This is a genomic window from Rhizobium sp. NPDC090275, assembly GCF_044772225.1.
GTDB lineage: Bacteria > Pseudomonadota > Alphaproteobacteria > Rhizobiales > Rhizobiaceae > Rhizobium.
In genome coordinates this window covers 381,070-394,508 of the sequence record NZ_JBIVYL010000005.1, presented here as the reverse complement: position 1 = coordinate 394,508, position 13,439 = coordinate 381,070, and the positions used below count along the sequence as shown (strand labels likewise).

General features: G+C 62.2%; 16 protein-coding genes and 1 tRNA gene. 7 read left to right on the top strand and 10 right to left on the bottom strand.

Annotated elements, in window-relative coordinates; genetic code table 11:
* Positions 1–25: 25 nt before the first annotated feature.
* Genes ACIQUB_RS15805 through ACIQUB_RS15790 form a run of 4 tightly spaced genes read right to left on the bottom strand, consistent with a single transcriptional unit; the run spans position 26 to position 4,268 of the window.
* Positions 26–1,099, bottom strand: coding sequence for a Gfo/Idh/MocA family protein (locus tag ACIQUB_RS15805; RefSeq protein WP_113237448.1), 1,074 nt, complete (start codon positions 1,097–1,099; stop codon positions 26–28).
* Between the two features lie 37 nt (positions 1,100–1,136).
* Positions 1,137–2,021, bottom strand: a complete 885-nt coding sequence (locus tag ACIQUB_RS15800) for a carbohydrate ABC transporter permease (protein ID WP_111563069.1) — start codon at positions 2,019–2,021, stop codon at positions 1,137–1,139.
* A complete protein-coding gene (locus ACIQUB_RS15795) occupies positions 2,014–2,976 on the bottom strand; it encodes a carbohydrate ABC transporter permease (protein WP_026283119.1) in 963 nt (320 codons plus the stop codon). The genes ACIQUB_RS15800 and ACIQUB_RS15795 overlap by 8 nt, the downstream gene beginning before the upstream one ends.
* A gap of 5 nt (positions 2,977–2,981) precedes the next feature.
* Positions 2,982–4,268: an ABC transporter substrate-binding protein gene (locus tag ACIQUB_RS15790; RefSeq protein ID WP_113237449.1), complete on the bottom strand. Its 1,287-nt coding sequence runs from the start codon at positions 4,266–4,268 to the stop codon at positions 2,982–2,984.
* Positions 4,269–4,469: 201 nt separating this feature from the next.
* On the opposite strand from ACIQUB_RS15790, the gene ACIQUB_RS15785 reads away from it, so the two are divergent.
* The 4 genes from ACIQUB_RS15785 to ACIQUB_RS15770 all read left to right on the top strand — a co-directional run bounded on the left by ACIQUB_RS15785 (position 4,470) and on the right by ACIQUB_RS15770 (position 8,663).
* The gene (locus tag ACIQUB_RS15785; protein ID WP_047506604.1) at positions 4,470–5,138 is read left to right on the top strand and encodes a TetR family transcriptional regulator; all 669 of its coding nucleotides are present in this window, start codon (positions 4,470–4,472) and stop codon (positions 5,136–5,138) included.
* Positions 5,139–5,273: 135 nt separating this feature from the next.
* Complete coding sequence (locus tag ACIQUB_RS15780) at positions 5,274–6,422, top strand: Gfo/Idh/MocA family protein (protein WP_113237450.1); 1,149 nt, start codon at positions 5,274–5,276, stop codon at positions 6,420–6,422.
* A gap of 77 nt (positions 6,423–6,499) precedes the next feature.
* Positions 6,500–7,327 carry a sugar phosphate isomerase/epimerase family protein gene (locus ACIQUB_RS15775; RefSeq protein WP_047506610.1) on the top strand — a complete coding sequence of 276 codons (828 nt, stop codon included), beginning with the start codon at positions 6,500–6,502 and terminating at the stop codon, positions 7,325–7,327.
* Between the two features lie 61 nt (positions 7,328–7,388).
* Complete coding sequence (locus ACIQUB_RS15770) at positions 7,389–8,663, top strand: Gfo/Idh/MocA family protein (protein ID WP_113237451.1); 1,275 nt, start codon at positions 7,389–7,391, stop codon at positions 8,661–8,663.
* Between the two features lie 51 nt (positions 8,664–8,714).
* On the opposite strand, the gene ACIQUB_RS15765 is transcribed toward ACIQUB_RS15770, so the two are convergent.
* Positions 8,715–9,452 (bottom strand): type 1 glutamine amidotransferase, encoded by a 738-nt coding sequence (locus ACIQUB_RS15765; protein WP_402930574.1) that lies wholly within the window; start codon positions 9,450–9,452, stop codon positions 8,715–8,717.
* A 139-nt stretch (positions 9,453–9,591) separates the two neighbouring features.
* Here ACIQUB_RS15765 and ACIQUB_RS15760 point away from each other — a divergent pair, with 139 nt between their 5' ends.
* The gene (locus tag ACIQUB_RS15760) at positions 9,592–9,888 is read left to right on the top strand and encodes a SelT/SelW/SelH family protein (protein WP_113237452.1); all 297 of its coding nucleotides are present in this window, start codon (positions 9,592–9,594) and stop codon (positions 9,886–9,888) included.
* Between the two features lie 27 nt (positions 9,889–9,915).
* Here the strand turns inward: ACIQUB_RS15760 and ACIQUB_RS15755 are convergent, their stop codons facing one another.
* Complete coding sequence (locus ACIQUB_RS15755) at positions 9,916–10,374, bottom strand: BA14K family protein (RefSeq protein ID WP_113237453.1); 459 nt, start codon at positions 10,372–10,374, stop codon at positions 9,916–9,918.
* 183 nt (positions 10,375–10,557) lie between these two features.
* Here ACIQUB_RS15755 and ACIQUB_RS15750 point away from each other — a divergent pair.
* Positions 10,558–10,644 (top strand) — tRNA-Leu (locus ACIQUB_RS15750).
* Positions 10,645–10,822: 178 nt separating this feature from the next.
* On the opposite strand, the gene ACIQUB_RS15745 is transcribed toward ACIQUB_RS15750, so the two are convergent.
* Positions 10,823–11,083, bottom strand: coding sequence for a hypothetical protein (locus ACIQUB_RS15745; RefSeq protein WP_113237454.1), 261 nt, complete (start codon positions 11,081–11,083; stop codon positions 10,823–10,825).
* A gap of 298 nt (positions 11,084–11,381) precedes the next feature.
* Here ACIQUB_RS15745 and ACIQUB_RS15740 point away from each other — a divergent pair, with 298 nt between their 5' ends.
* Entirely contained in the window at positions 11,382–11,603 is a 222-nt protein-coding gene (locus ACIQUB_RS15740) for a hypothetical protein (protein ID WP_113237455.1), read from the top strand.
* A gap of 43 nt (positions 11,604–11,646) precedes the next feature.
* Here the strand turns inward: ACIQUB_RS15740 and ACIQUB_RS15735 are convergent, their stop codons facing one another.
* The 3 genes from ACIQUB_RS15735 to ACIQUB_RS15725 form a co-directional block, all read right to left on the bottom strand.
* Positions 11,647–12,285 (bottom strand): NrsF family protein, encoded by a 639-nt coding sequence (locus ACIQUB_RS15735; protein ID WP_402930523.1) that lies wholly within the window; start codon positions 12,283–12,285, stop codon positions 11,647–11,649.
* On the bottom strand, positions 12,269–12,856 hold the full coding sequence (locus ACIQUB_RS15730; RefSeq protein WP_113237457.1) for a sigma-70 family RNA polymerase sigma factor: 588 nt from the start codon (positions 12,854–12,856) through the stop codon (positions 12,269–12,271). Before ACIQUB_RS15730 ends, ACIQUB_RS15735 begins: the two co-directional genes overlap by 17 nt.
* Before the next feature lie 138 nt (positions 12,857–12,994).
* Positions 12,995–13,336: a hypothetical protein gene (locus tag ACIQUB_RS15725; protein ID WP_113237458.1), complete on the bottom strand. Its 342-nt coding sequence runs from the start codon at positions 13,334–13,336 to the stop codon at positions 12,995–12,997.
* Between the last annotated feature and the right edge of the window lie 103 nt (positions 13,337–13,439).

Genomic DNA, 13,439 nt, shown 5'->3' with positions numbered 1-13,439 from the left:
TCCTTATCTCGTTCTTGTCTGTCCGTTACCGGGTTCTTGCGCGCCAGTCGGCGTATTTCGGGCTGTCGGGTCCAACGGGCAGGGCGATGTCCTGGCCGCTGTCCGACGATTGATAGATGGCGGTCACCAGTTCCAGCGCCCGCCGCGCATCTTGGGTGCTGACGGGCAGCGGGCCGTTGCCTTCGAGATGGGCGTGGAAATGCGCCATCTGCGTGGTGAAGCGCGGCGCCACCGGCTGCCAGTCGCCGATCACGGCGTCGATCCGGCGCTGCACCTCGTCATTGGCGGCAAGGATCGTCCATGGGTCCTTGCCCGGCGAATAGGCCTCGTGGTTGCTCTCGAAGGTGACGTTCTCGAAATGCAGCCTCAGCCGGCTGATCTCCTGCTGCGAGCCGAGCGTGCAGGACAGCGAGACGAAGGCGCCGTTTTCCATTTGCAGGCTCGCCGAGGCGCAATCCTCGACCTCGATGTCGTTGACGCGGGTCGCGACGCGGCCGAACACGCGCTTAGCCGGCCCCATCAGGTGCAGCAGCATGTCGTGCAGGTGCAGCGCATGCGTCACCAGCACGCCGCCGAGCTCGGTTGCCCATTTGCCGCGCCACGGAATGGCGTAATAGGCAGGCGTGCGCAGCCAGAAGGTCTCGACCGAACCCATATAGGGCTTGCCCGCGATCCCCGCCTCGATGATCCGCTTCGCCTTCTCCACGCCGTCGCCGTAGCGATACTGGAAGATCGGCATCAACACGCCCTTGGCGGTCTTCTCGACGCGCATGATCTCGTCGACGCCGGATAGCGATCCGGTGAGCGGCTTCTCGCAGATAACATGCTTGCCCGCCTGAAGGGCTGCCACCACCTGCTCGAGATGGATGCTGGGCGGCGTGCAGATGTCGACGATGTCGATGCTCTCGTCGGCCAGAACCTCGGCAAACGAGGTGGTGCGTCCGGCAATGCCGAATTCGTCGGCCACTTCGGCAAGGCGTGCTTCGTTGAGGTCGCAGAGAATGGCCACCTCGAACTTGTCGGGATGCGGCAGGTAGCCTTCGACGATATGCGAGCGGCCGATGCCGCAGCCGATGATCGCAACTCTCTTTATGCTCATGGGGTAGGTCTCTTTGGCATGTACATCGCGGCCGGTCTCAACGCTTCATGCCCGTCGTGGCGATGCCGTCGATCAACAGCCGCTGGAAAAACAGGAAGAAGAAGAACACAGGCACCAGCGTCAGCGTCGACATGGCGAACAGCCCGCCCCAGTCCGATGTACTGCTCGAATCGACGAAGGTGCGCAGGCCGAGCTGGATCGTGTAGGTGTCCATGTCGTTGAGGTAGATCAGCGGCCCGAAGAAATCGTCCCAGGTCCAGATGAAGGAGAAGATCGCCGCCGTCGCCAGCACCGGCAGCGAGAGCGGCAGCATGATCTTCCAGTAGATCCGCCAGGCGCTGCAGCCGTCCATCATCGCCGCCTCATCGAGCTCGCGCGGGATGCCGCGGAAGAACTGCACCATCAGGAAGATGAAGAAGGCATCGCTGGCGAGAAACTTCGGCACGACCAGCGGCAGGATGGTGTTGACCCAGCCGAGGTTGAGAAACAGCACATATTGCGGGATCAGCGTCACGTGATAGGGGATCATCAGCGTGCCGAGCATGATCGCGAACCAGAAATTTCGCCCGGCAAAGCGCAGCCGCGCGAAGGCATAGGCCGCCAGCGAACAGGCGACCACATTGCCGGTCACCGTCAGAAGCGAAATCACCAGCGAATTCCAGAAGAAGCGCCCGAAGGTGATGTCGAGCCCGCTCCAGCCGCGCACATAGGATGTGAAGTCGATCGACGACGGGATGAGCGAGGTCGACGAGAAGATCTCGTTCTCCGGCCGCACCGAGGCCGACACCATCCACAAGAGCGGATAGAGCATCAGCAGCGAGGCTAAGATCAGCAGCGTGTGAACGACGATCGAGGCCGGCAGGCTGCGCTTGGTGATGTCGGATGGCGGCGCGGCGACCGCGGATGTGATCCCGTTAGTCATCGTAATGCACCCAGTAGCGTGAGGACAGGAACGAGAAGGCGGTGAACACGGCGATGATCAGCACCAGGATCCATGCAAGAGCCGAAGCGTAGCCCATGCGGAAGTTCCCGAACGCCTCCTGATAGAGATAGAGCGTGTAGAACAGCGTCGAATTGATCGGCCCGCCCGACCCGCCGGAGATGATGAAGGCAGGCGTGAACGCCTTGAAGGCGTCGATCGTCTGCACCACGGCATTGAAGAAGATGACGGGTGTCAGCAGCGGCAGGGTGATCTTGTAGAACTGCCGGAACTTCGAGGCCCCGTCGAGGCTCGCCGCCTCGTACATGTCGGTCGGAATCTGGCGGAGACCGGCGAGGAAGATGATCATCGGCGAGCCGAACTGCCAGACGCTGAGCGCCACAAGCGTATAGATCGAGTAGCTCGGATGCGAAATCCAGCTCGGGCCCTGGATGCCGATATGCGATAGCGCGGCGTTGACCAGGCCGTCACCGGCAAAGAGCTGCCGCCAGAGCACGGCGATCGCCACGCTGCCGCCAAGCAGCGATGGGAGATAGAAGACGGCGCGGTAGAAAGTCAGCCCCCGCACCCCCTTGTTGAGCGCCATCGCCACCAGAAGCGCGAAGATCAGCTTGAACGGCACCGACAGCACCACATAGGTCAGCGTCACCTTCATCGCCGCCGCGAACTTCGGGTCCGCGGTAGTGATGCGCACATAGTTCGCGGCCCCCACCCATTCGGGCGAGCGGATCATGTCGAAATCCGTGAACGACAGGTAGAGCGACACCAGCGCCGGCCCGAGCGTCAGTCCCAGGAAGCCGAGCAGCCATGGAAGAAGAAAGAGATATCCAGGTCCGTTGGCGGCAAGGAGGCGTCGCCAACGGCTGTCGGCGACCACTCCCTGATACTGCTCCGCCGTCGCGGCCCGGTCAGCCGTCGCGCGCATCGCATTGCTCATGTCGGTCAACCCCGCGCGAGAAGGCGCGTGATCTCGTCGACAAGCTGTTTGCCGGCATCGGCTGGCGTGACCTGGCCGAAGGCGACCTGCTCGGCAAGCTGGCGCAGAACGGTCTGGCCTTCGCCGGCGCCTGAAGGAGGCGGTGGCGGCAACGGCCCGGCGAGATCGCCGAGATTGGCCACATAGTTCAGCGGGATCTTGCCGACATCGTCGAGCATGCCGGCCACGACATCACGCATCGCCTTGGATTCCGGGATGCCGCGCTCGACATCGAGCACCTTGGCGGCTTCAGGATCCTTGACGAAGAAGTTGACGTAGTCGACCGCCTGTTCGAGCGCCTTGGACTGCGCCGAGACCGAGAAGAACATCGACGGCTTGCGGTAATGGCCGCCCTTCGAGTCCGCCTTGATCAGCGGGTAGTTGTTGAGCGTCAGCTTGTCCTTGACCACGGCCTGGAAGCCGACGAACTGGTTGCTGTGCGCATAGTCGATCGCGGCCTTGCCGAGCGTCAGCGGCGCGGTGTCGATCGTGTCCTTGTAGAGCGCCTGCACATCGGGCGGCACGCAGGCTTGCGCCTCGCGGAACTTGGCCCACATGTCAAACCATTCGGATGCATCGTCGGCGCCGAAGGCGATCTTCGAATCCGCCGTGTAGAGCGCCTTGCCGCGCTGGCGCACGTAGTTTTCGAACAGCGGCTCCGCGCCGCTGCCGTCGGCAAAGCCGAAGAAGCCCTTGCGCTTGCCGGCCTTGGTGATCTCGGCGCCCATCCTGCCGAGTTCTTCCCAGGTCGTCTTGTTGGTCGGCATCTCGACGCCGGCCTCCTGCAGCGCCATCGTGTTGACGACGGTTGCCGCCGAATTGGCGCCGAGGCTGACGCCATAGAGATGGCCGTCGACCTTGCCACCCTCGATCTGCGCCGGATCGAAATCGTCGAGATTGAGCTTCGACGGCATGTAGGATTCAAGCGGGGCAAGCGCGCCGCGCCGCGCATATTCGACGATATAGCGGTAATCCATCTGGATCACGTCGGGCGCATTGCGGCCGGCGACCTGGGTCGCCAGGCGCGGCCAGTAATCGCTCCAACCCAGGAACTCGCCTGTTATCGACGTGCCTGAATTCTTGGCCTTGTAGAGATCCGAAACCTTGTTGGTGCGGTCGGCGCGCGGTTGCGAGCCCCACCACAAGAGCCGCAGCCGGGCATCGGCGGCAAAAGCCCCTGGCCCCAGTGCGGACAGCGAAAGAAGCGTGGCCCCTCCCGCAACGAAATTGCGCCTGCTCACACGAAACGTCATCTGTTTTTCCTCCTCCCTTGGGGAGCGCCTCCACACGCTCCCGGCTGGTTTCTCTTGCAACAAATAACTATTTGGTTACAAGCTATGAAGAAGCACCGGGACTGTCAAGCGACATGTGGCGGCGGGATCGTCAGGCTTGGCTTTTTACAATCTGTTCATAAACAACTATGAGCGCGAGGTTTAAAGGAAAGGGTAGTAGGGATGGATGGCAGCGGAGAGAAGAAACCGGCCAAGCGGCGTTCGCAAGAGCGCGTCCTGCAGCGCGATCCCGAGCGAACGCGCGCCGCCATTCTCGAAGCCGCGACCAGGGAGTTCGCCGAAAACGGCATGGGTGGCGCCCGTGTCGATGCCATCGCCGAGCGTGCCGGCACCAACAAGCGCATGCTCTATCACTACTTCGGCGACAAGGAGCAGCTCTATCTGCATGTGCTGGAGGAAGCCTATGTCGGCATCCGCACCGCCGAGCGCGAGCTGCATATCGGCGACCGCAGTCCGGAGGAGGGGATCGCAGAGCTCGCGCTCTTCACCTGGCGTTATTTCCTCAGGCATCCCGAATTCCTGAGCCTGCTCGGCACCGAGAACCTGCACCGCGCCCGCTGGTTGCGCCAGTCGGTGCGACTGAAGGAGCTGCATTCGCATCTGATCGTCGAGCTGACCGAGGTGCTCGACCGCGGCAAGAAGACGGGCGTCTTCATCGATGCCGCCGATCCGCTGAACGTCTATCTGACCATCGCCTCGCTCGGCTATTTCTACATTTCCAACCAGTACACGCTCTCGACCATCTTCGGCCGCGACCTTGCCGATCCCGGGAATCTCGACGCCTGGGAGCGTCATATCGTTCACGTCACGCTTGCCTCGATCAAAGCCTGATCGCTGAAATTTAGCCCCGGCTATTGACAGCGCCGCTTCTCCTCTGCCATCAAGTAACTGTTTGGTTACTGACCGGGAGGAGCCGCGCGGCATCGCGCGTCCGGCATTGCAACGCAGTTTTGCAGGGAGGCAGACATGGCACGTCTAGGAATAATTCTGCACGGCGTAACGGGCCGCATGGGCTACAATCAGCACCTCGTCCGCTCGATATTGGCGATCCGCGATCAGGGTGGCCTGACGCTGAAATCAGGCGAGAAGCTCGAGATCGACCCCATCATCGTCGGCCGCAACGCCGCCAAGATGGAGGAGCTGGCGAAGCGCCACGGCATCAAGCGCTGGTCGACCGATCTCGACGCGGCTCTCAAAAATCCAGACGACCAGATCTTCTTCGATGCCGGCACCACGCTGATGCGCGCCGAGCTTTTGTCGCGTGCACTTGACGCCGGCAAGCACGTCTATTGCGAAAAGCCGATCTCGGACGATCTCGAAGTCGCCATCGCGCTCGCCCGCAAGGCGCGCGGCTCGGGGCTCAAGCATGGCGTCGTGCAGGACAAGCTCTTCCTGCCCGGCCTGCGCAAGCTGGCGCTGCTGCGCGACAGTGGCTTCTTCGGCAAGATCCTCTCCGTGCGCGGCGAGTTCGGCTACTGGGTCTTCGAGGGTGATTGGGGCGTGCCGGCGCAGCGCCCCTCCTGGAATTACCGCAAGGCCGATGGCGGCGGCATCATTCTCGACATGCTCTGCCACTGGCGCTATGTGCTCGACAATCTCTTCGGCGAGGTCAAATCGGTCTCCTGCCTCGGCGCCACCCATATCGGCACCCGTGTCGACGAACAGGGCAAGCCCTATCATTGCGACACCGATGACGCCGCCTATGCCACTTTCGAGCTCGAAGGCGGGGCGATCGCCCATATCAATTCGTCCTGGGCGGTGCGCGTGCGCCGCGACGATCTCGTCACTTTCCAGGTCGACGGAACCCACGGTTCGGCCGTCGCAGGGTTGACGAAATGCTGGACCCAGCACCGCGTCAACACGCCTAAGCCCGTCTGGAACCCCGACCAGCCGCAGACCATCGATTTCTACAAGACCTGGGACGAGGTGCCGGACACGCAGGCCTTCGACAATGGCTTCAAGGTGCAGTGGGAGATGTTCCTGCGCCATGTCGCCGAGGATGCACCCTGGCCTTACGGTCTGGAGGCCGGCGCCAAGGGAGTGCAGCTCGCCGAACTCGGGCTGAAATCCTGGGCCGAGCGCCGCTGGCTCGATGTGCCGGCGCTGGAGTTCTGAGTCATGCCTGATATAGCGCGCTATGTACCCATGGTGATTGCGCCTGTTGCCCCGCATGAAAGTGGGGCACGGCAAACATGGTAGACGATCTATCGATCAACCTCGCGACCATACGCGAGCAATGTGGCTTCGCCGAAGCGGTCGATCTCTGCCTGAAACACGGCATCACCTCGATCGCGCCCTGGCGCGATCAGGTCGCCAAGGTGGGGCTCGACGAGGCGGTGCGCATCGTCCGCCAAAACGGCATCAAGCTCACCGGCCTTTGCCGCGGCGGCTTCTTTCCAGCAGCCACGGCGGCGGATCGCCAATCGGCGATCGACGACAACAAGCGCGCTGTCGATGAGGCCGCCGCTCTGGGCGCCGATTGCCTCGTGCTTGTGGTCGGTGGGCTCGCAGGCGGCTCGAAGAACATCGATGAAGCCCGCAACATGGTGGCGGACGGCATCGCCGCCACGCTGCCGCATGCCCGCGCGAGCGGCGTGCCGCTGGCGATCGAGCCGCTGCATCCCATGTATGCCGCCGACCGCTCCTGCGTGAACACGCTCGGCCAGGCGCTCGACATGTGCGAGGCGCTGGGCGAGGGGGTGGGCGTTGCGATCGACGTCTACCATGTCTGGTGGGACCCCGATCTCGCACGCCAGATCGCCCGCGCCGGTCAGCTGAAGCGCATTCTCGCGCATCACATCTGCGATTGGCTGGTGCCGACGCGGGACATGCTGACCGACCGTGGCATGATGGGCGATGGCGTCATCGACCTGAAGGGCATAAGACGGATGGTGGAGGGCGCAGGTTTTCATGGCGCGCAGGAGGTCGAGATATTCTCGGCGGAGAACTGGTGGAAACGCCCGGCCGACGAGGTGATCCGCACCTGCGTCGAGCGTTTTCACGACTGCTGCCGGATTTGACCTAACAAGGACTAGGGCAAAACAATACTTTCGTTTCCGCACGCATGAGGAGGATCATTTGATGGAGAAACGCCGCTTCGCACTGATAGGCACCGGAAATCGCGGAACGACGATGTGGGGCAAGGAATTGCTGGCCGGCTGGCGCGAGCATGTGGATCTGGTGGCGATCGTCGATACCAATTCGCTGCGCGCCGAACGCGCCCGCACCATGATCGGCAGCAACGCCCCGATCTATGAGAATATCGACGCCATGCTCGCCGAGCATGAGGTCGACATGGTCATCGTCTGCACGCCCGATTACACCCATGACGACATCGTCGTACGCGCGCTCGAAGCCGGCATCGACGTCATCACCGAAAAGCCGATGACCACAGCCGTCGACAAGATCCGCCGCATCCTCGATGCCGAAAAGCGCAGCGGCAAGCGCGTCGACGTCTCCTTCAACTACCGCTACGCGCCGACGGCCGCCAAAATCAAGGAGCTGCTCTCCTCAGGCGAGATCGGCCGCGTCACCTCCGTCGATTTCCATTGGTACCTGGATACGAAGCACGGCGCCGATTACTTCCGCCGCTGGCACGCCTATACGGAAAATTCCGGCAGCCTCTTCGTCCACAAGGCGACCCACCACTTCGATTTGCTCAACTGGTATCTCGACAGCGATCCGGAGGCCGTCACCTCCTTCGCCGACCTGCAGAACTACGGCCGCAAGGGCCCATTCCGCGGCCCGCGCTGCAAGCTCTGTCCGCACACCGGGGAATGCGATTACTACCTCGATCTTGAGGCCGATCCCTTCCTCGACGCGCTCTATGAAGACCCCTCCGAAATCGACGGCTATTTCCGCGATGGCTGCGTCTATCGCGAAGATATCGACATCCCCGACACCATGGTCGTCAGCCTGCGCTACAGGAACAACGTCCACGTTTCCTATTCGCTGAACACGTTCCAGCCGATCGAAGGCCACCACATCGCCTTTAACGGCACCGAGGGGCGGATCGAGTTGCGCCAGTTTGAAAAGCAGCCATGGGAAGCGCCGGATGAGGATACGATCCTCTTGATCCGCAACTTTCCGAAGGGCAGGGAGCCGGTCGAGCGCATCGTCGTGCCGCATTTCTCCGGCGGCCATTACGGCGGCGACGACCGTATGCGCAACATGATCTTCAAGCCTGGCATGGAAGACCGCCTCGGCCAGCGCGCCGGCACCCGCGCCGGCGCCATGTCGGTGCTGACGGGGATCGCCGCGCTGTCGAGCGCGCGCAGCGGTAAGGTGGTCAAGATCGCCGACCTGATGCCGGAGCTTACGGGCGGCGACGCGAGCCCGGACCTGAAAGCGGGTTGATTCAAGCCGGTTGACGAAGGCCGGCGGATTGTTGCCGGCGCTCGCGTCTCCTCAGGCGCCGACGGCGACCGGTTCCTTCGCCGTCGCGACCTCGATCATCGCAACCCAGTTGCGCGCGATCGCAAGGCCGCTGGCATCGGCTGCAGCGCCATCCACGGGAGCGAAATCGGGGTGACGCTTCAGCCAGCCGGGCTCCATCCGCTCGATCGTCGCCTCGAAGCCCGTCTTCCACCCCTCGACCACCGCGCGGCTGGCCTCGAAATGAAACTGTGTACCATAAGTCGCCCGGCCAAGCCGGAAGGCCTGGTTGCGCACGAGCGGGCTGGTCGCCAGCAGGCAGGCGCCCTCAGGCAGCGTGAACGTGTCGCTGTGCCACTCGAAGGTGGTGAAATCGGCATCGAGACCGGAAAGCAGCGGATCGGCCTTGCCCTCGTCGGTCATCTCGACGGGTTTCCAGCCAAACTCCAGCTGCCGGCCAAGATGGTTTTCCGCGCCATAGGCGCGCGCCAGGATCTGCGATCCCAGGCAGATGCCCATCACCGCCTTGCCTGCCTCGCAAAAGCGCTGCATCAGCCGCGCCAGCGCGGGCAGATAGGGGTAGTTCGCATCGTCGAGAGCGTCCTGCTCGCCGCCGAGAACGACAAGCGCGTCATGCTCGAAGATGCTCTGCGGCAGCCGGCCGTCGAGATAGGGCTGGTAGATGTCGAGCGCGGCATTGGCTTCGGCAAGCGCGATGCCGAGCGAACCCAGCGGCGTGTTCTTCATGTTCTCGATGATGGCAACCCGCATCGGCATCTCCTGTCTTGCTGTCGACGAGAGGAAGAACACCAAGCCATCGCGCATTGCAATATCCGTTGCGCGCCAACCGGCCACTTCGTAAGCTCCGCACAACTGGAACAGTATGCCCGAAAGCCTGACGGAAAGCCCCATGTCTGAGAAGAAAGCCCGCGTGACCATCCTCTACTGCACCCAGTGCAACTGGCTGCTGCGCGCCGGCTGGATGGCGCAGGAGCTGCTGCAAACCTTCACCGACAGCCTCAGCGAAGTGGCGCTCATCCCCGGCACCGGCGGCAATTTCGAGATCCGCGTCGATGATGAACTTATCTGGGAGCGCAAGCGCGACGGCGGCTTTCCCGGCCCCAAGGAGCTGAAGCAGCGCATCCGCGATATCATCGACCCCGACCGAGACCTCGGCCACACCGACCGGGCGTCGAGGGAAAGCTGAGCCGCGCCCGGCAGGCTCAGCTCGCTCCTAATCGTAAGGCGAGTTGCAGGTCTTGTAGATCCCCTCATAGGTCACGAAGCGATCGGTCCTCGGATTGTAGCTGCGATACTGGTTGCGGCACCAATCGACATGGAAGTTGCGATCGGGCGTGTTCGGCCGCGCTGTCCGCGCCTGTGGCTGCGATGGCTGGTAGCGCGTCGGCGGCTGCGGATCGTAATATTTCGGCGCCGGCCCCGCCGCGCGCGGACGATAATAGGTCGGCCCGGTCGCGGTCGGCGGCCTGTAGTTCGGCTGTATGTAGGATGGCGTGAACGACTGCCTCTGGCCGAAGGTGAAGCAGCCGCGAGAATCGCACATGGTCTGCACGCGGATGATATCGCGATTGCCCGTCATTTCGGGAGCAGACGTCATCGGCATGGCCGAAATCTGGTTGAACGGCATCACGGATAGAATCACAGCAACCGGAAATTTCTGAAAAACGCGCATCGCACCATCCTTTTCCCTGAGGCACATATAGTGCGCCCGCCCTTTCTTGGCATCGCCCGAAATCCCCGATCGCCCAAAAACCCACCTTTCCCGGCCTTGGCCCAAGACTTTTTTGCGTGGTGTCAGAAAAACTTCAAAAACCTGTTGACACCAACGGGCCACCCCCGTACATGGCTCTCCGTCGCCCAGATGGCGGAATTGGTAGACGCGCCAGCTTCAGGTGCTGGTACCCGAAAGGGTGTGGAGGTTCGAGTCCTCTTCTGGGCACCATTCCATTTTTGAGAAACTCGGATTTCTCAACTATTTCAAGACTTAGCAAGTATCTTCGATACGCTTTCCGGTTCACCGGAAGCCCTCACGGGGCTTGTCTTGAAATGCTCAAAAGCGCCCTCCAAAGGGCGCTTCGGAAGACCGCCGATACATTTTTTAAGTCGGCAAAAATTGTTCCTCATGCATCAATGCCAACTTTCGCCCGCCTTGCGCTGATCTCACAAACAACGCCGAGAATGATGGCCGCGATGATGTAAAGGAAGATTTTGTCGGAAAGCGCCTCGCCACTCGTCGCCGTCCCGAGATAGCGCCGGGAGAACGCCGCATTCGTTTCCATGTCAGGGGAAGTGAAGGCGATCAACAAAGCCGAGGAGACGCGGAAGAGCCCAAGCCAGAAAACAAGATGGGCAACAACTTTTCCGATGCGAGTAAAGAACATGGCTTCGAATGTCCCGATATTTATAAGAGTCTTACCGCCTTAGCTTGCTCCTGCGTTTCATTCAAGCGCATAGCGTGTACGCCGGGCCACTTGTTACTGCCTCATCGCAAGTGCCGATAAGCCTATTTCTACCTCTGTCCGCGTAGTCATGTTTTCATGCAACTCTGCCAAGTATTATCGCGCGACCGATCCCTTAGATAAGCCCCAATCTCTTTCCATCCTCTTCGAATGATGCTTAGCTCGTCCCGCTGGGAGGGTGACGATATTCATCGATAGTATTCGAGGGACCGGGTGCCGCATGACCAACGTGACGTCTTCTTCCGATACCACTAGCGGCCGCGGTTCCATGCTGAGGGTCGATCTGACGGGCGTGCTTGCCTGTCTGCTGATGGTCGTCATCGTCGCCTGCGCCATCATAGGCTATGGCACCAGGCACCGGATCGACGACGTGGCGCAGCCGGTCGGGCCGAAGGCGACACAGCAGCAGGCGGTCGATGGTGACGTCGCCAATAGCGGTTAGCAATCCCGCATGCAGAGTGGTCGTTCGGGCCGCCGTTTGATCATCACCATCTGAGGTAACGACGGCCGAGTGCGGCGCCGATGGCGGTGACGAGCGCAATCGCGATCGTGTACCAGGTGGCGACGAAGAGCGGGCTGTCGTCGACGCAATGCCAGGCGTAGAGCGCTGACGCGATCGCGCTGGCGGCAAGCCCCGCTGCAGCGCCCGCAAGCGCCGGTCGGCGCGGCGCACCGGCCCGAAGCGCCAGGATGAAGCCCAAAAGCGGCGCGATCGACAGAAGCGGGATGAGCGCCAGGCAGTAGGCCGCATTGTGCCCCATCATCTGCGGTTCCCAAAGCTCTCGCGGCAACACCTGGAGTTCGATCAGGACGGCAGCCGCAAGCACGCCTGTCGGCGCCAACAGCGCCCATGACGCGGCGCTGACGGGAACGTCAGGGCGGCCGATGCGAAACACGATCGTCGATGCGAGAATGGCGAGCACCAGCATCAGGCTCACCTTGAAGAGCACGCGGGTGGTCCCCATCATGCTTGCAATGTCGTGGCGGATGCCGATCGCGAACACCAGGATCAGCGCGGAAACGACAACGCCTGAAACGAGCGCAGTCTTCAGCGCGCGCCCCAGCCGCATCCGGACAGGGGCATCCTCGGTCAACAGGCTGATCAGCTCATTCGTCTTCAACACGTCCACTCCGATCGTCCGTCTCGCCGCGATAAAAGGCGGCAAGTTTCTTCAGCGCCCGGTGCAGCGAAACACGCACCGCACCCTCGCTCATCTTCAGCCGCTCCGCCGTCTCCCGGATGCCCGCGCCGCCGATCGAGATCGAGCGAACGATGTCGCGCTGCGGATCCTTCAGCCGTTCCAAGAGGTGGATGGCGTCCAGCCGGTCCATGGCGTCCGCTGCCTCATCGTCGCTGGCAACCGTTTCCATCACATCCTCGATCGGCACGCTCAGATGCCGTCCGCGCCGGCGCAGGCTGTCGATCAGCTTGTTGCGCACGATCGCCGACAGCCACGGGCCGATCGGCCGCGCCGGATCCCAGGTGCCGCGCTTCAGGTGCACCGCAAGCAGCACTTCCTGCACCACGTCTTCCGCCTCGCTTGCCGGCGCGCCGAACTGTTCGCAACGTCGCCGGGCCATGGCGCGCAAATGAGGCGTTACCGCCAGAAGAAAGCGCTGATAGGCCTGCGCGTCGCCATCAAGCGCGCGGCGCATCCAGTCTGCCCATTCCTCTTCACGCGCCGAATAATTCACCCGACATCATCCTCTACGAACGGGCACATGCAGTTGTTACCGGACCTTGGAAATATTTCGAAGACCTAGCAAGGCCGCATCGCTTAAAAAGCGTCGTGGGTGCGAGCTGAAACCTGATGAGGAGGGGAAAAGGCCCGCTTAGCGGACGGGCTGGTAGTGGCCGCGCAGCGGCACCTGGCTGCCGGTGGAAATCACGCCATCTCGATCGCACACATAGACGGTCATCGGCATGCCGCCGGTGCGGAAGATCTCGTCATAGCGCCGGCGCACGAATTGCGTCTCGGTCCGGCAGGTCAGTTTCGGCTCCAGCGAAGGGTCGGTCGGCGCCTTGACGCCGGGCAGGTTGGGATAGGGATAGGCCGATTGCACCCGGCCCTGGCCGGCGCGGCCCCAGTCGGTCGAAAACGCCGGCGCGGGAAGAACGCCGCTCGACAGCGTCAGCGCCACAAGAACGATTTTTTCGAAATTACCAAGCCGCATCAATTCCCTCCGGCCGTTTGCCGGTCTCTCTATCAATGCCTTGGATGTAAGCATGCCATTAGAGTGCATCAAGCGGAAGCACGCGTTGCTCCCGCAAACGTGA